General features: G+C 71.9%; 15 protein-coding genes and 1 pseudogene. 5 read left to right on the plus strand and 11 right to left on the minus strand.

The features are described from left to right. The first annotated feature begins 233 nt into the window (after positions 1-233). From ACWEK3_RS21630 to ACWEK3_RS21640, 3 genes are all read left to right on the plus strand, one after another. A complete protein-coding gene (locus tag ACWEK3_RS21630) occupies positions 234-1643 on the plus strand; it encodes a phytoene desaturase family protein (protein ID WP_450539711.1) in 1410 nt (469 codons plus the stop codon). Continuing rightward, on the plus strand, positions 1640-2152 hold the full coding sequence (locus tag ACWEK3_RS21635; RefSeq protein WP_450539712.1) for an O-acetyl-ADP-ribose deacetylase: 513 nt from the start codon (positions 1640-1642) through the stop codon (positions 2150-2152). Before ACWEK3_RS21630 ends, ACWEK3_RS21635 begins: the two co-directional genes overlap by 4 nt. Before the next feature lie 129 nt (positions 2153-2281). Continuing rightward, complete coding sequence (locus tag ACWEK3_RS21640) at positions 2282-2821, plus strand: manganese efflux pump MntP (protein WP_390724661.1); 540 nt, start codon at positions 2282-2284, stop codon at positions 2819-2821. 5 nt (positions 2822-2826) lie between these two features. Here the strand turns inward: ACWEK3_RS21640 and pqqE are convergent, their stop codons facing one another. The 10 genes from pqqE to ACWEK3_RS21690 form a co-directional block, all read right to left on the minus strand. After that, complete coding sequence (gene pqqE, locus ACWEK3_RS21645; RefSeq protein ID WP_453250358.1) at positions 2827-3963, minus strand: pyrroloquinoline quinone biosynthesis protein PqqE; 1137 nt, start codon at positions 3961-3963, stop codon at positions 2827-2829. Continuing rightward, complete coding sequence (gene pqqD / locus ACWEK3_RS21650) at positions 3956-4285, minus strand: pyrroloquinoline quinone biosynthesis peptide chaperone PqqD (protein ID WP_388725841.1); 330 nt, start codon at positions 4283-4285, stop codon at positions 3956-3958. Before pqqD ends, pqqE begins: the two co-directional genes overlap by 8 nt. 5 nt (positions 4286-4290) lie before the next feature. Then, positions 4291-4989, minus strand: a complete 699-nt coding sequence (gene pqqC / locus ACWEK3_RS21655; RefSeq protein ID WP_384427843.1) for a pyrroloquinoline-quinone synthase PqqC — start codon at positions 4987-4989, stop codon at positions 4291-4293. A gap of 4 nt (positions 4990-4993) precedes the next feature. Next, entirely contained in the window at positions 4994-5881 is an 888-nt protein-coding gene (pqqB, locus tag ACWEK3_RS21660; protein ID WP_450539719.1) for a pyrroloquinoline quinone biosynthesis protein PqqB, read from the minus strand. Between the two features lie 193 nt (positions 5882-6074). After that, complete coding sequence (pqqA, locus tag ACWEK3_RS21665) at positions 6075-6206, minus strand: pyrroloquinoline quinone precursor peptide PqqA (protein WP_453250359.1); 132 nt, start codon at positions 6204-6206, stop codon at positions 6075-6077. A gap of 45 nt (positions 6207-6251) precedes the next feature. Beyond that, positions 6252-7952 carry a PQQ-dependent dehydrogenase, methanol/ethanol family gene (locus ACWEK3_RS21670; protein WP_453250360.1) on the minus strand — a complete coding sequence of 567 codons (1701 nt, stop codon included), beginning with the start codon at positions 7950-7952 and terminating at the stop codon, positions 6252-6254. Positions 7953-7971: 19 nt separating this feature from the next. Further along, entirely contained in the window at positions 7972-8433 is a 462-nt protein-coding gene (locus ACWEK3_RS21675; RefSeq protein WP_450539725.1) for an MSMEG_3727 family PQQ-associated protein, read from the minus strand. 196 nt (positions 8434-8629) lie between these two features. Then, positions 8630-10780 carry a catalase/peroxidase HPI gene (katG, locus tag ACWEK3_RS21680; RefSeq protein WP_453250366.1) on the minus strand — a complete coding sequence of 717 codons (2151 nt, stop codon included), beginning with the start codon at positions 10778-10780 and terminating at the stop codon, positions 8630-8632. A gap of 71 nt (positions 10781-10851) precedes the next feature. Beyond that, a complete protein-coding gene (locus ACWEK3_RS21685; RefSeq protein ID WP_453250361.1) occupies positions 10852-12246 on the minus strand; it encodes a LytTR family transcriptional regulator DNA-binding domain-containing protein in 1395 nt (464 codons plus the stop codon). A gap of 54 nt (positions 12247-12300) precedes the next feature. Beyond that, positions 12301-12891, minus strand: a complete 591-nt coding sequence (locus ACWEK3_RS21690) for a DUF488 domain-containing protein (RefSeq protein ID WP_453250362.1) — start codon at positions 12889-12891, stop codon at positions 12301-12303. Between the two features lie 140 nt (positions 12892-13031). Between ACWEK3_RS21690 and ACWEK3_RS21695 the strand changes: the two genes are divergently transcribed. Further along, positions 13032-14537, plus strand: coding sequence for an AlkA N-terminal domain-containing protein (locus ACWEK3_RS21695; protein WP_450539730.1), 1506 nt, complete (start codon positions 13032-13034; stop codon positions 14535-14537). 12 nt (positions 14538-14549) lie between these two features. Then, complete coding sequence (locus ACWEK3_RS21700) at positions 14550-15032, plus strand: methylated-DNA--[protein]-cysteine S-methyltransferase (protein WP_453250363.1); 483 nt, start codon at positions 14550-14552, stop codon at positions 15030-15032. On the opposite strand, the pseudogene ACWEK3_RS21705 reads toward ACWEK3_RS21700, so the two are convergent. Beyond that, positions 15029-15246: pseudogene (locus ACWEK3_RS21705) on the minus strand (NAD-dependent deacetylase); the annotation flags it as partial. The gene ACWEK3_RS21700 and the pseudogene ACWEK3_RS21705 overlap by 4 nt on opposite strands. Between the last annotated feature and the right edge of the window lie 471 nt (positions 15247-15717).

Below are 15717 nucleotides of genomic sequence, written 5' to 3' on the forward strand. Positions count from 1 at the left end.
GATCCCGGCGAGTCCGGGCATGGCGGGCACCGGCCCGGCCTGTCCGGCGTCGGTGGCTCGTCCTGGCGACGGCCGTCCTGCCCCCGGTAAAAGCCGCCCGAGGGCGCCGGGGCGACCCCCTGTAACGCCTCCCCGTTCCCGAGCCCGCTGCCCCGACCCCGGTGTGTCGGGGGTGCGGCATATCCTGGGGCCGAGTGGCCATCGGCTGACTAGGGGGTCCGAAGGTGCCGTCGATGCTCGATGCGGTCGTGGTGGGTGCGGGGCCGAACGGACTGACCGCTGCCGTGGAGCTCGCCCGCCGCGGCTTCGACGTGGCGGTGTTCGAGGCGCGGGACACCGTGGGGGGCGGTGCCCGCACCGAGGAGCTCACCCTGCCCGGCTTCCGGCACGACCCCTGCTCCGCCGCGCACCCCCTCGGCATCAACTCGCCCGCGTTCCGCGCCCTGCCCCTGGAGCGCTACGGCCTGGAGTGGCTGCACGCCGAACTGCCCATGGCGCACCCCTTCCCGGACGGCACCGCGGCCGTGCTGGCCCGCTCCGTCGCCGAGACGGCCGCCTCCTTCGGACCGCGCGACGCGGGCACGTACCGCAGACTGGTCCAGCCGTTCCTGCCCAGGTGGGACACCCTCGCCCGCGACTTCATGTCGTTGCCCCTGACCGCGCTCCCGCGCGACCCGGTCACTCTGGCCCGCTTCGGCCTGGTCGGCCTGCCCCCGTCCACGTGGCTGATGCGCCGTTTCCGGGACGAGCGGGCCAGGACCCTGTTCGCCGGCCTCGTCGCCCACGTCATGGCACCCCTCGGCGGCTTCGCCACCGGCGCCGTCGGCCTGATCTTCGCACTCGCCGCGCACGCCCGCGGCTGGCCGGTGGCCCGCGGCGGCTCCCAGTCGATCTCCGACGCCCTCGCCGCGTACCTCAAGGACCTCGGCGGCGCCCTGCACACCGACTACGAGGTCAAGCGCCTCGACGACCTGCCGCCCGCGCGGGCGTACGTCTTCGACACCTCGCCCACCGCGCTGGCCCGCATCGCCGGCCTCGGCCGCTACTACGACGGCTACCGCTACGGCCCGGGCGTCTTCAAGATCGACTACGCCCTTGACGGCCCGGTGCCGTGGACCGCGCGGGAGCCCCGCGGTGCCGGCACCGTGCAGATCGGCGCGGACAGCGCCGAGATCGGCACCGCGCTGCGCGCAGCGTCCCGCGAGGGCCGCGCCCCCGACCGGCCCTTCCTCATCACGGTCCAGCCCAGCGTCGCCGACCCCACCCGCGCCCCCGCGGGCAAGCAGGTCTTCTGGGCGTACGGCCATGTCCCCAACGGCTGGACCGGCGACCTCACCGACGCCGTGGAACGCCAGCTGGAGCGCTTCGCCCCGGGCTTCCGCGACCGCGTCCTCGCCCGCGCCACCGCCGGCCCGCCCGAGGTCGCCGCCCGCAACGCCAACTACGTCGGCGGCGACATCGGCTCCGGCGCGGTCTCCGGGCTCCAGCTCCTGCTGCGCCCGAAACCGTCGCTGTTCCCGTACAGCACCCCGCATCCGGCCGTCTTCATCTGTTCCTCGGCCACCCCGCCGGGCCCCGGCGTGCACGGCATGTCGGGGCACAACGCCGCGAAGGCCGTCTGGAGGAGGCTGCGGCAGCCATGACCACCGTCATCACACTCGTCCAGGGCGACATCACCAGGCAGCGCGCCGACGCGATCGTCAACGCCGCCAACTCCTCCCTCCTCGGCGGCGGAGGCGTCGACGGCGCCATCCACCGCCGCGGCGGCCCCGCGATCCTCCAGGAGTGCCGCGCCCTGCGCGCCTCCCGCTACGGCAAAGGCCTGCCCACCGGCCAGGCGGTCGCCACGACGGCCGGCGAACTGGATGCCCTCTGGGTCATCCACACCGTCGGCCCCGTCCACAGCCGCACCGAGGACCGCTCGCACCTGCTGGCCTCCTGCTACCGCGCGTCCCTCGGTGTCGCCGACGAGCTGGGCGCCCGCACCGTCGCGTTCCCGGCGATCTCCACCGGCGTCTACCACTGGCCGATGGACGACGCGGCCCGGATCGCGGTGGAGACCGTGAGGGAGACGGGCACCTCGGTCGAAGAGGTCCGCTTCGTCCTCTTCGACGAGCGCGCCTACGAGGCGTTCGCCGCGCGCGTCGGCTGACTCGGCTACCTCCCTCATACCGGGCGGAACTCCGACAAATCGCCGTATAAAATGGCTGATTATGGCGGGTAGGAGCCGAGGCAGAGCCGCTCACGCCGACGTCGGTCGTCATCGGACAGTGACGTCGCCATGATCTGGGAGATGCTGGGCCTGGGTTTCGTGCTCAGCCTGGACAATTTCCGGGTATCGATAGCGCTCGGCACCGTCCCCTTCGGTCTGAAGCGCGCGATGCAGGTCGCGTTGACCTTCGGGCTGTGGGACGCGGTCATGCCCCTGGTCGGGCTGCTCATCGGCCGCGAAATCGGGGAGGCCGTCGGAGGCGTCGCCGACGTGGTGGGCGCGGTCGCGCTCGGCGGGTACGGCCTCTACCTCGTCATCTCGTCCCTCCGGAACCCCGAGCCGGACGAGCTGGACCACCCGTGGGCGCTGTTCGGCATCCCGCTGACGCTGAGCCTGGACAACCTGGTCGCCGGGGCGAGCCTGGGCATCCTCGGGCTCTCGCCGTGGTTCTCGGCCCCCGTCTTCGGCCTCATCACGGCGGTGATGTCGCTGATCGGGCTCCAGCTCGGGCGGGCCGCGGTGCGCCTCATCCGGATCCGCGCGGACCTGGTGAGCGGGGTCAGCCTGATCATCGCCGCGGCGGTGCTGCCGTTGGTGTTCGGTGGCTAGCCCGCTCACTCGGCCCCGGAAGCGGGCCGGCCCACTCGGTCCCGCAGGCGGTCCGGCCGGCGGCCCCGATTTGAGCGGGGGACCAGCCGGAGGGCCTCGGCGCGCGAGCCGGCGTTGGCGGCCTCGACCGCCCGGGCGACCAGGTCGTGGTCGGGCGACAGATGGCAGACCGGGTCGGTGCGGGCGGCGTTGCCGGTGAGCAGGAACGCCTGGCAGCGGCACCCGCCGAAGTCCACCTCCCGCCGGGGGCAGCTCCGGCACGGCTCCGGCATCCAGTCGGTCCCCCGGAACGCGGTCATCACCGGGGACTCGGCCCAGATCCGCTCCAGCGACTCCTCCCGCACGCTGGCCCGCGGCAACGGCAGGGACTGGGCGGCCGGGCAGGGCAGGACGTCACCGTTCGGCGTCACGGTCAGCTGCCGGGAGGCCCAGCCGCTCATGCAGGGCTTCGGATAGCGGCTGTAGTAGTCGGGGAGGACGTAGATGACGTCCATGCGGTCCCGCAACCGCTCGCGGGCGGCCCGTACGACGACCTCGGCCGCTTCGAGCTGGGCCCGGCTGGGCAGCAGCGCGTCACGGTTCCGCCAGGCCCACCCGTAGTACTGGGTGTTGGCCAGCTCCACCCGGTCGGCGCCCACCTTCTCGGCCAGCCCGAGCACGTCGGCGACGCGGTCGATGTTGTACCGGTGCAGCACCACGTTCACGGTGAGCGGCCAGCCCAGCTCCTTGACCACGCCCATCGCCTCGATCTTGCGCTCGAAGGACGGGAGCCCGGCGATCCGGTCGGAAACGGCCGGCTCGTCGGCCTGGATGCTGACCTGCACGTGGTCCAGGCCGGCCGCCCGCAGCCGCTCGGCCCTCGGCCGCGAGAACCCGACGGCGCTGGTGATGAGGTTGGTGTAGAGACCCAGGTCGTGGGCGTCCGCCACGATCTCCACCAGGTCGCGCCGCAGCAGCGGCTCCCCGCCGGACAGGTGGCACTGGAGCACCCCCAGATCGCCGGCCTCGGTCAGCACCCGCCGCCACTCGTCGGTGGCCAGCTCGTCCCGGTAGTCGCCCAGATTCAGCGGGTTGGAGCAGTACGGGCAGGCCAGCGGGCAGCGGTAGGTGAGCTCGGCGAGCAGCCCGAACGGGCTATCCATCGGCGAGCTCCACCCAGCGCCGGGCGACGAGCCGGGACAGGAACCGCCGCACCTCGTCGTCGGGGACGGACTCGTAGCGTGTGCCCAGTTCGGCCATGATCTCCGCGACGGTGCGCCGCCCGTCGCACAGCTTGAGGATCTCCGCGCCGCTGCCGTTCAGCACCACCACCGTCTCGGGGTGCAGCAGGACCGGACGCTGCCTGGTCCGGGAGTAGGCCAGCCGCACATGGCGCGCCAGGCGGGGCCGGTCCGTGCCGGACACCTCGACGCCGGGGCGGGTCCTGGATGTGGTCCGGGTCGTTCCGGAAGGGGTCGGGTCCATGGTGGTCACTCCGGATAGGCCTGGTCGACGGCGTCCATCAGGCTCCACAGGACGTCGCACTTGAACGACAGCGCGTCGACGGCGCGTGCCTGGGACTCGGCGGAGAGGCAGTGCGCCGTGACCACCTCGAGGGCGTGCTCGCAGTCGCGGGGCGCCTGCTCCAGGCGGGCACGGAAGTAGGCGAGGCCCTCGGGGTCGATCCATGGGTACCACCGCTCGAACGCGGCCAGCCGCGCCGCCATCAGATCGGGCGCGAACAGCTCGGTGAGCGAGGACGCCACCGCCTCCACCCAGGGGCGGGTCCGGGCGAAGTTCACGTAGGCGTCGACGGCGAACCGTACCCCGGGCACCAGGTGCCGGTGGTCCCGGACCTCCTCGCGGGTCAGCCCCGCGGCCTCGCCGAGGCGCAGCCACGCCTCGATGCCGCCCTCGCCGGCGGCGGTGCCGTCGTGGTCGGTGATCCGCCGGATCCAGCGGCGCCGGACCTCCAGGTCTGGGCAGTTGGAGAGGATCGCGGCGTCCTTGCGGGGGATGTTCTCCTGGTAGTAGAAGCGGTTGGCCACCCAGCCCCGGATCTGCCGGCGGCTCAGCCGGCCGGCGTTCATCCGGACGTGGAACGGGTGCTGGTCGTGGTATCGCCGCGAGTGGGCCCGCAACGCCTCGACGAAGTCGTCGGCGCCGGTTCTCGTGGTCGTTGCCGTCACGGCTCTACACCTGGACCTCTAGGCCGTCCGTGGCCACTTCCATGCCGCTCTTCTCCACGATACGACGCTCGGGAGTGTCCTCCAGAAGGATCGGGTTGGTGTTGTTCATGTGCACGAAGATCGTCCGCCGCACGCCCAGCGACGGGAGCTGCGCCAGGCTGCCGTCCGGGCCGTCGATGGGCAGATGGCCCATCTCCCTGGACGTCTTGCCGGCCAGGCCGAGCCGTACGAGCTCGTCGTCGCGCCAGCAGGTCCCGTCGATCAGCAGGCATGCGCAGCCTTCGATCTCCCCGCGCAGCGCCGGCGTCAGCGACTGCACCCCCGGCAGGTACACCAGCGTCCCGCCGCTGCGCTCGTCGGTCAGCCGGTAGCCCACGACGCGGCCGTGGTCCACCCCGGTTCCGAACCGGTCGCGTTTGCCGGTGGGCACGTCGAACGCCCGGCAGGACAGCCCGTCCGCCAGGGCCAGGCCGGCGCCGGGGGTCACCGCCCGCCACTCGACCGGGCAGTAGTGCTCCAGCGTGCGCAGGATTCCCGAGCCGACGCACAGGGTCTCGCGCACCGCCGGCGTGGCGTACAGCCGCAGGGCACGGGCCTCGCGCAACAGCAGCAGGCCCAGCGTGTGGTCCAGCTCGGCGTCGGTGAGCAGCACCGCCTCCAGCGGCGTCGTCCGGTCGTCGTGCGGGTGCAGTCCGGGGAAGGCCTCGATCTGGGCGCGGACGTCGGGCGAGGCGTTGACGAGGAACCACCCGCGGCCGTCGGCGCTGACCGCGACCGACGACTGGGTGCGCGCGAGGCCGGCCCGGGAGCGGACCGCGGCGCACACCGGGCAGCCGCAGTTCCACTGCGGGGAGCCGCCCCCTGCCGCCGAGCCCAGCACGCGCAGCAGCACGTCGGCACTCCATTCGTCGAAGGGGGCCGGGTCCGTCGCCAGCCCGGCCGTCCGTGGCCGTCCTGAGCCGTCGGCGCCGGGCCGGGTCCGTCGCCGGCCCGGCCGTCCGTGGCCGTCCTGAGCCCTCGGCGCCGGGCCGGGTCCGGCGCCGTCCTGTCCGGCGCCGTCCCACGTCCGCCGGTCCGTCAGTCCGCTAGTCCTCCAACCGGGCGACGTACATGGTCACCTCGGCCGCGATTGCGATCTCCTCGAACTCGGGCGTCTCCCACGCTTCCAGCACTTCCAGCACTTCCAGCACTTCCAGCACTTCGAGCTGGGACTCCATGGATTCACCTCCTCTCCGCCCGAACGGGCAGGCTCCGGTCACGCGCTACGGCGATTCCGGGAGGGCGAAGACCATCAGGGCGCTTCCGTGCCCCGCGCCGAGCATGCCGGGGAGGAATCCCTCGGCCCATCCGCCCCAGCCGACGGGCACGGCGATGTACTGCCTGCCGTCGACCATGTAGGTGGTCGGGCTGCTGTGGTGGCCGCTTCCGCACTGGAACTGCCAGAGCAGTTCGCCGGTGCGGGCGTCGAGCGCGTTGAACTCCCCGGAGGGCTCACCGGCGAACACCAGGTCGCCGCCGGTGGCCAGCACCGAGGCGCACATCGGGAGTTCGTTGCGCCACCGCCACTTCTCCTCGCCGCTCGCGTCGAACGCGCTGATGGACCCGGCCATGTCCTCGATGTCCACCTGAACGCCCGCGCCCCAGTACGGAATGCTCTCCTTGAACTCCCGGCGCCGCCGGGTGGCCGTGGCCCCGGTGTCCTGGACCGGGACGTAGAAGAGCCCGGTCTTCGGGCTGTAGGCCGCGTGCGTCCACTCCTTGGCACCGGCCGGACCCGGGTAGAAGTGGACCGGCACTCCCTCCTGGTCCGGGTACGCCTTCGCCGTCACCCGGCCGTCCCTCGTGATCGCTCCCCAGGTGATGCGGTCCACGAAGGGGGTGATCCCGACCCTCTCGCCGTTCGTGCGATCGAGGACGAAGAAGTAGCCGTTCTTGTCGAAGTGCCCGAGCAGTTTGCGCCCGTCCCGCTCGAACAGGATGCACTCGGCGATGCTGTCGTAGTCCCACACGTCGTGCGGGGTGCACTGGTAGTGCCAGCGGATCTGACCGCTGTCCACGTCGACGGCGATGACGCTGTCGGTGAAGAGGTTGTCGCCCTCGCGGACGGCTCCGTCGAAGTCGGGCGCCGGATTGCCGGTGCCGACGTACAGCAGGTTGGTCTCCGGGTCGAAGGTGCCGGTGACCCAGCAGTTCGCCCCGCCCCGGGCCCAGGCCTCGCCGTCGGCGGGCCAGGTCTCCGAGCCGGGTTCCCCGGGCTTCGGCACCGTGTAGCACCGCCACTGGTGCTCGCCGGTCTCGAGGTCGAACGCGTCGAGGTGGCCCCGTACGCCGAACTCGCCGCCGGAACTGCCGACGATGAGCAGGTTCTTCACGACCAGCGGGGCGAGGGTGGCGCTCTCCCCGGCGCGGACGTCTCCGTAGGTCCTGTCCCAGACCCGCTTGCCGGTGGTGGCGTCGAGCGCGAGCACACGGGCGTTCGCCGTGACGAAGAAGACCTTCCCCTGTGCCACTGCGACCCCGCGGTTGACGTTCCCGCAGCACAGGGACACGTCGAAGGGGACCGCGTGCTTGTACCGCCAGATCTCCACACCCGTCTTCGCGTTGAGGGCCCAGACCCAGCCGTCCCAGCCGGAGAGGAACATGACCCCGTCGACGACGATCGGGGCGGCCTCGAACGAGTAGGTCGACGCGCCCGCGATCAGTCCGGTCGTGCCGGCCTGGAAGACCCATGCGGGGACCATGCGCTTGACGGTCTCCGTGTTGATCTGGTCCAGCGGGCTGTACCGCTGTCCGTCGTAGGCGCCGTAGTAGGTGAGCCAGTTCTGGGGCTCCTCGCGGGCGTTGAGCAGGCGTTCGTAGTCGACGCCGGCCACCACGGGCGGCGCGATGTCCCCGCCCGCGACCTTGCCGCTCAGGCTTCCCTGGTCGACGGCCCAGCCCGCGTCCACGTACTCGACGGCCATGTGCTCCACCTCCTTCTTCCTACGGCCGCGGCTGTTCGGGACGGTCGAGGCGGGCCTCCGGCGGAGCGTCCCCCATGACGACGATGGCCCCGGTCAGACCCCGGCCCTCGTCATTGCCCGTGGGCGAGCCGAACCAGTAGTAGCCCGGTCCGTCGAGGTTGAGGGCCGCCCGTCCCCGCGAATGGTTCACCAGCCAGATGAATTTCCGGTCGCCATTGCTGGGCAGGAGCGCACAGTGCGTGTTCCCGTCGTCATTGACGAGTTCCAGCTCGATATCGCCTCCATGGGGCATGACCAGAATCGAGGGATCCCAGGCCAGCTCGTCCGGGTGGATGCGGATGGTGGCCTCCATGCGGCCGTCCGGCCTCACGGTGGCCTGCCCAATGCTTCCGGTCCCCAGCACCTGGCCCAGCGCTGCCTTGTTCTGTCCGGCCAACCCGATCGTGTCCAGCAGGTTGGATCGTTCCTGCGCGGTTGTCATCGGGGCTTCACTCTCCTCACCCGAATCCGCAGTGACCCTGAATTCGCGAATTACTTAATTGACGCCGTAAAGGGTGAAAAATTGGTCAGCAAAGAGCACGCTACGCCGGAGGAATCACACCGGGCGGTGCATGCCGTTCGTCCGCGACGAGCCGCCGTTCGTACCCGAGGTGCCGCCGTTGGGAGGAGGGGAGGAATCAGGTGAGGTCGTACCGATCGAGATTCATGACCTTGTCCCACGCCGCGACGAAGTCCCGCACGAACTTCTCCCGTGCGTCGTCGCTCGCGTAGACCTCCGCGAGAGCCCGCAGCTCGGAGTTCGAGCCGAAGACGAGGTCGACACGGCTGCCGGTCCACTTCACCTCGCCGGTGGCGCGGTCGCGGCCCTCGAAGGTTTCCGCGGCCGCGGACGTCGGCCTCCATTCCGTGCCCATGTCGAGCAGATTCACGAAGAAGTCGTTGGTCAGCGACCCGGGCACCGAGGTGAAGACGCCCAACGGCGACTGCCGATGGTTGGCGCCCAGCACGCGCAGGCCACCCACGAGGACGGTCATCTCGGGCGCGCTCAGGTCCAGCAGGTTCGCGCGGTCGACCAGCGAGTGCTCCGACGGCAGTCGGCCGCCCTTGCGGCGGTAGTTGCGGAACCCGTCCGCGGCCGGCTCCAGCGGGGCGAAGGACTCCGCGTCGGTCCACTCCCGGGTGGCGTCCGTGCGGCCCGGAGCGAAGGGGACCCGGACGTCGTGGCCGGCGGTCCTGGCGGCCTGCTCGACGGCGGCCGCTCCGCCGAGCACGATGAGGTCGGCCAGCGAGATCCTCTTGCCCCCGGTCCGGGTGCTGTTGAAGGACTCCTGGATCCTCTCCAGGGTGCGCAGCACCCGTGCCAGCGTGTCGGGGTCGTTGACCTCCCAGTTCCGCTGCGGCTCCAGGCGGACGCGCGCGCCGTTCGCCCCGCCCCGCTTGTCGCTGACGCGGAACGTCGAGGCCGACGCCCACGCCGTCGAGACGAGCTGGGGGACCGACAGCCCGGAGGCGAGGATCCGGTCCTTGAGCGCGGCGATGTCCGCCGCCCCGACCAGCTCGTGGTCCACGGCGGGGACCGGGTCCTGCCAGCGCAGGGTCTCCCGGGGGACCAGCGGTCCGAGGTAGCGCCGGATCGGGCCCATGTCGAGGTGCGTCAGCTTGAACCAGACGCGGGCGAACGCGTCCGCGAGCCGGTCCGGGTGCTCCAGGAAACGCCGCGCGATCGGCTCGTAGACCGGGTCCGACCGCAGCGCGAGGTCCGTCGTCAGAATCGTCGGGGCATGGGTCGCCGCCGGGTCGTGGGCGTCCGGCACGGTGCCGGCCCCGCCGCCGTCCCTCGGGATCCACTGCCACAGACCGCCGGGGCTCAGCTCCAGCTCCCACTCGTAGCCGAACAGGGTCTCGAGGAAGCCGTTGTCCCATCGTGTCGGAGTGGGCGTCCACGTACCTTCGAGCCCGCTGGAGATGGCGTCCGCGCCCTTTCCGGTGCCGTAGCCGCTCTTCCAGCCCAGGCCCTGCTGCTCCAGCGGGGCGCCCTCGGGTTCTGGGCCGAGGTAGGTGTCCGGGTCGGCCGCGCCGTGGGTCTTGCCGAACGTGTGGCCGCCCGCGATCAGCGCGACGGTCTCCTCGTCGTCCATCCCCATGCGCCGGAACGTCTCGCGGATGTCCCGGGCGGCGGTGAGCGGGTCCGGGACGGTGTTCGGACCCTCCGGGTTGACGTAGATGAGGCCCATCTGATCGGCGGCCAGCGGGCTCTCCAGCTTCCGGACGCCGCCGTGGCGTTCGTCGCCGAGCCAGGCGCGCTCGGGACCCCAGTACACGTCCTCGCCGGGCTCCCAGACCTCCGCCCGGCCGCCGGCGAAGCCGAAGGTCGTGAAGCCCATCGTCTCCAGGGCGCGGTTGCCCGCGAAGACCATCAGGTCGGGCCAGGAGATCTTGCGGCCGTACTTCTTCTTCACCGGCCAGAGCAGCCGGCGCGCCTTGTCGAGGTTGCGGTTGTCCGGCCAGCTGTTCAGCGGCGCGAAACGCTGCATTCCGGCGCCCGCGCCACCGCGCCCGTCGTCGACGCGGTACGTCCCGGCGCAATGCCACACCATCCGGAGCACGAGCGGCCCGTAGTGGCCGAAGTCGGCCGGCCACCACTCCTGCGACGTCGTCAGCACCTCGTCGACGTCCCGTGCCAGGGCGTCGAGGTCGAGCGTCCGGAACTCCGCGGCGTAGTCGAAGCCCTCGCCCAGGGGGTCGGCCATGGCGGGGTGCTTCCGGAGGACCGCCAGGTCGAGCCGGTTCGGCCACCAGTCGCGGTTGCTCGCGCCCCCGGCGTTCATCGCGCCGGCAACGGCGTCCCGACCGTCCGTCACGGGAACCTCCTTCCGGAACAGAGGGTGTGCTGAGGGACTCAGAGGTCCAGCGCGCGACGCACGGCCGGCGCGTTCCGCCGGGAGACCGGCACCATCTCCTTGGTCCGGCCGTCCATGACCAGGGACAGCTCGCCCTTGAGCCCGCGCTCGATCTCCCGGATGCGGCCGAGGTTGACCACATACCTGCGGTGCACCCGCAGGAAGCCGGCATCCGCGAGCTCACCGTCGAGCTTGTCCAGGCTCACGGAGGCGGCTCGCAACCGCCCCTGATCGGTGGAGAGCCACACGTCGTTGCCCCGCGACTCGGCGAAGGAGACTTCCGGCAGCCGCAGCAGCACCAGCCGGTTGTCGCGCACCGCGACCAGCCGGCGCGGCAGCACCCGAGGATGCGCCGGCGCCTCCACCTGCGGCACCTGCGCCCCGTCGGAGGCGCCGAACGAGACCAGGTGCCCGATCAGGCGTCCCGACGAGAAGACGGGGCGGATGCCGATCGACGTCGGCTCGTCGGCGAGATGGGCGAAGATCTGCGTCGAGCCGACCCAGTCGGGATTGTCGGCCGCCTGCCCCGTGGCGTACCGGGCGGCCGCGATCAGTTCCGGCAGCCCGGGCTTCCAGCGCAGCGTGGGGTCGACCGCCGGGGTGCAGGCGGGGACGCCCAGGAGCACGCTCGCCATGGCGTCGGCGATCACCACCTTGCCCGCGGTGTCCACCGCGGCCAGCGCCGCACCGGAGTGTGCCCTGGCCTGCGTGCAGGCCGCGACCAGCTCGGCGCCGCTGTCCCGGGCGCGCCTCTTCAGCGGGTACTGGGTCAAGGTGACCGCGTTCGCCAGCCAGCCGCTCGCGGACGCGGGCAGCGGGCTGCGCCAGCAGCAGATGCTCATGACCGCGAGCGGGTCCTTGGTCACCACGTCACGCACCGCGACGCCCGCGCAGACCCAGTCGTGGAACGCCTGGCACCAGTGCTCCGCGCCCCTGATCGGTACCGGTCCGTGCGTCTCCAGCGCCGTGCCCATGCTGTTCGTGCCGACCGCGCACTCGGACCAGCAGAACCAGGGGGCCAGATTGGACTCGCCGGCCCGGGCGAGCGTGGCCTGGTCACCCCACTCGGCCAGGATCCGGCCGGTGGCATCGGTGACGGTGACGACACCACCGAGGCCGCCCACCTCATGGGCGACGGAGGCGGCACGGAAACCCAGCTCGGCGAACACGACGTCGTGCTCGGACGTGTGGTCGGGCTCCGCGACGGCCACCGGGGCCCGCGTGAGGTGCGGATCCACCCGGTACTGCTCCCGGCAGCGATGCCAGGAGATCGCCACCAGGGGCCGGACGTCCGGGACATGGTCCTCGCCCCGCACGAACCGCTCCCATGCCGCGAGCACGGTGCCGCCGCCCAGGTTCGCCGAGACGGGCTCGAGCCGATGTACATCGCTCATGGTTCAGAACCGTCCTTGGTCCCTCCCCACCCCCACAGACCTGCATCACCCACCCTAGTTCCCCAAGGTTCCCTCGTCGGGTTGTGCACGTCCCTCCCCGAGCAGGTCCGGGGACCGCCGACCGTCGTAGACGAGCAGTCCGTCCTCCCGCAGACGTACTCCCTCGCTGAGCCGATGGGGGACGAGCCGGCCGTCGTGCATCAGATGCAGGACGGGCCGTCCGCGGGCGAGCACCACGAAGTCGGCGATGATACGGCGGTGGCAACGCCACCAGACCGCCTCCGCGCACATGACGGCCGTCCGCCGCCGCGCGGCCTCGTCGAGGAGCTGGGTGATCGCGTCGAGGAACTCGTCCGTGCGCGTGTGTGCGGCGTAACCGCGGAAAGCCTCGTTGCGCCAGACGGTGTCGGGCGAGTCCGGAGGCACCTTGCGGAAGCCGCCCAGTCGCGGTTCCCAGCGGTAGGCGGTCCCGCGCTCGGGCAGCCACTCCAGCAGCCTCTCCCGGCCCACGTCCGGGTTGTGGCGGCTTCCGGGCGCGGTCCTGACGTCCACCACGGCGTCGATCCCCGCCCCGCGGATCAGCTCCGTGAGGCGTTCGCGGTCCGCCGTACCGTGTCCGAAGGTGACGAGCGGCTGCTGCTCCATGCTTCCAGGATCGCCTTCATGCCTCCGGAGCGCCGGAGGACCTCGTCCGGTCCGTGGGCGATCGCCGCGGACCCAGGACACGCGAGGTCGATGTCGGATTCCCGCCAGCCCCGGCCCGCCCGGTGCCGGATGCTGGACGCATGCAGAAAGGGATGCACACCCACCGGGAGCGCTGTGTGCGCGCCGTACGGTCCAAGGACGCGCGGTTCGACGGCTGGTTCTTCACCGCCGTCCTGACCACCCGCATCTACTGCCGGCCCAGCTGCCCGGTGGTGCCGCCCAAGCCGGAGAACATGACCTTCTACCCGAGCGCGGCCGCCTGCCAGCAGGCCGGCTTCCGGGCCTGCAAGCGCTGCCGCCCCGACACCAGTCCCGGCTCACCGGAGTGGAACCAGCGCGCCGACGCCGTGGCCCGCGCCATGCGGCTGATCGCCGACGGAGTCGTCGACCGCGAGGGCGTGCCCGGACTCGCCGCCCGCCTCGGCTACAGCACCCGCCAGATCGAACGCCAGCTCCGCGCCGAACTCGGCGCCGGACCGCTCGCGCTCGCCCGCGCCCAGCGCGCCCAGACCGCCCGGCTGCTGATCGAGACCACCGCCCTGCCCATGGCGGAGATCGCCTTCGCCGCCGGCTTCTCCTCGATCCGCACCTTCAACGACACCGTGCGCGAGGTGTTCGCCCTGTCGCCCAGCGGACTGCGCACCCGCGCCCCCGGGCGGCCCGCCGAGCCCGGCACGCGCCCCGGCGTCCCGGGCACCCCCGGCGCCCTCTCCCTGCGCCTGCCGTTCCGCGCCCCGCTCAACCCGGACAACCTCTTCGGCCACCTCGCGGCCACCGCCGTGCCCGGTGTCGAGGAGTGGCGTGACGGCGCCTACCGCAGGACCCTGCGCCTGCCCTACGGCCACGGGATCGCCACGCTGACCCCGAAGCCGGACCACATCGCCTGCCGCCTCACCCTCGGCGACCTGCGGGACCTTCCGGTCGCCATCAGCCGCTGCCGGCGCATGCTCGACCTGGACGCCGACCCGGTCGCCATCGACGACCAGCTGCGCACCGACCCGTTCCTCGCGCCCCTGGTCGACAAGGCCCCCGGCCGGCGCGTGCCGCGCACCGTGGACGAGGGCGAGTTCGCGCTGCGGGCCGTGCTCGGCCAGCAGGTCTCCACGGCCGCCGCCCGCACCCACGCCGGCCGCCTGGCCGTCGCGCACGGCGAGCCCGTCGACGACCCCGAAGGGGGCCTCACCCACCTCTTCCCCGCCCCCGGGGCACTGGCCGCCCTCGACCCCGAATCGCTGGCGATGCCCCGCACCCGGCGCACGACACTGCTCACCCTGGCCGGTCAACTCGCTGACGGAACACTCCACTTGGGTGTGGAGAGCGACTGGGAGGAGACCCGTGGCCGCCTCCTGGCACTCCCCGGATTCGGCCCCTGGACCGTCGACGTCATCGCCATGCGCGCCCTGGGCGACCCGGACGCCTTCCTCCCCACCGACCTCGGCATCCGGCGCGCCGCACAGGAACTCGGCCTGCCGTCCACCCCGGCCGCGCTCACCGCCCGCGCGGCGGCCTGGCGGCCCTGGCGGGCGTACGCCGTGCAGTACCTGTGGGCGACCGACAGCCACCCGATCAACTTCCTTCCCGTCTGAGGACGTTCCGCCATGAAGCAGTACACCGTGATCGACAGCCCCTACGACCTGCTCACCCTCGTCGCCGACGACGGCGTCCTGTGCGGCCTCTACATGACCGACCAGCGCCACCGCCCGCCCGAGGAGACCTTCGGCGAGCCCGACGACGGTCCCTTCGGCGAGGCCGTCGACCAACTGGAGGCCTACTTCACGGGCGAACTGAAGGAGTTCACCGTCCCGCTGCGCCTGCACGGCACCCCGTTCCAGTGCACGGTCTGGGACCAACTGCGGAAGATCCCCTACGGCGAGACCCGCTCCTACGGCGAACTCGCCACCGCCCTCGGCAACCCGGGCGCCTCGCGCGCGGTCGGCCTCGCCAACGGCAAGAACCCCATCGGCATCATCGTCCCCTGCCACCGCGTGATCGGCGCGGGCGGCAGCCTCACCGGCTACGGCGGCGGCCTGCCCAGAAAGCGACGCCTGCTGGACTTCGAACGGGGAACGGCCCTCTTCTAGCCGCTGTACGAGCCGTCGCGCAGCCCGCGCAGCAGCGTGGGAAGCGCCGTGCCGACCGGCTCGCGTACGACCTCGTCGGCGATGTCGTCGTACGGTGTCGGCTCGGCGTTGACGATGACCAGCCGTGCCCCGTGGTCGGCGGCACCCCGGCGAGCCCGGCGGTCGGCTGCACCTGGAGGCTGGTGCCGACCGCGATGAACACCTGGCAGGCCTGTCCTCCACCGGCATGCGCTCCAGGTCGGTGCAGAGCTGGACCTGGATGTCGAAGGCGTAGGGCCGCTCTTGCAGCTCGGCTTGCAGGGCCGGTCGGAAGACCTCCGGCGCGGAGGTCGGGTCCGGGGTGATGCGCACCTTGGCGATGTAGTCCCCGTACCGGACGGCGCCCATCGTCCAGTAGCTCGAGAGCAGTACGTTTGTCGGAGGGATCTTTGACAGGCGCAGGAAAGCCAGGAACTCGTCCCAGGCCCAGTTGTCCTGATCCAGCGTTCCCTTTCCGGTCACGAACTCGGTGAAGAAACGATGTGCTCCGGCCAAGCACTCGGACATGAGGTCATCGCCCTCACGTCTTCGATGCTCCCTGCAGCTGAGCTGCCTCGCATCTCGGCCCCTGGGCATGTGGTCAGCTGGGGTGGTATCTCGAGAAGCTCCGGCAAGTGCGGCGTCGGCCTGCCCCGGTGCGGCAGGC

Source organism: Streptomyces sp. NPDC004721 (assembly GCF_053601495.1).

What these genes read in the sequence shown, in the direction of transcription:
- ACWEK3_RS21670 (WP_453250360.1), bottom strand. Translation starts at nt 7,952, where the DNA reads ATGGCCGTCGAGTACGTGGACGCGGGCTGGGCCGTCGACCAGGGAAGC.
- pqqA (WP_453250359.1), bottom strand. Translation starts at nt 6,206, where the DNA reads ATGGAGTCCCAGCTCGAAGTGCTGGAAGTGCTGGAAGTGCTGGAAGTG.
- pqqE (WP_453250358.1), bottom strand. Translation starts at nt 3,963, where the DNA reads ATGGATAGCCCGTTCGGGCTGCTCGCCGAGCTCACCTACCGCTGCCCG.
- ACWEK3_RS21635 (WP_450539712.1), top strand. Translation starts at nt 1,640, where the DNA reads ATGACCACCGTCATCACACTCGTCCAGGGCGACATCACCAGGCAGCGC.
- ACWEK3_RS21685 (WP_453250361.1), bottom strand. Translation starts at nt 12,246, where the DNA reads ATGAGCGATGTACATCGGCTCGAGCCCGTCTCGGCGAACCTGGGCGGC.
- ACWEK3_RS21695 (WP_450539730.1), top strand. Translation starts at nt 13,032, where the DNA reads ATGCAGAAAGGGATGCACACCCACCGGGAGCGCTGTGTGCGCGCCGTA.
- ACWEK3_RS21640 (WP_390724661.1), top strand. Translation starts at nt 2,282, where the DNA reads ATGATCTGGGAGATGCTGGGCCTGGGTTTCGTGCTCAGCCTGGACAAT.
- ACWEK3_RS21630 (WP_450539711.1), top strand. Translation starts at nt 234, where the DNA reads ATGCTCGATGCGGTCGTGGTGGGTGCGGGGCCGAACGGACTGACCGCT.
- ACWEK3_RS21675 (WP_450539725.1), bottom strand. Translation starts at nt 8,433, where the DNA reads ATGACAACCGCGCAGGAACGATCCAACCTGCTGGACACGATCGGGTTG.
- ACWEK3_RS21700 (WP_453250363.1), top strand. Translation starts at nt 14,550, where the DNA reads ATGAAGCAGTACACCGTGATCGACAGCCCCTACGACCTGCTCACCCTC.
- katG (WP_453250366.1), bottom strand. Translation starts at nt 10,780, where the DNA reads ATGAACGCCGGGGGCGCGAGCAACCGCGACTGGTGGCCGAACCGGCTC.
- ACWEK3_RS21690 (WP_453250362.1), bottom strand. Translation starts at nt 12,891, where the DNA reads ATGGAGCAGCAGCCGCTCGTCACCTTCGGACACGGTACGGCGGACCGC.
- pqqD (WP_388725841.1), bottom strand. Translation starts at nt 4,285, where the DNA reads ATGGACCCGACCCCTTCCGGAACGACCCGGACCACATCCAGGACCCGC.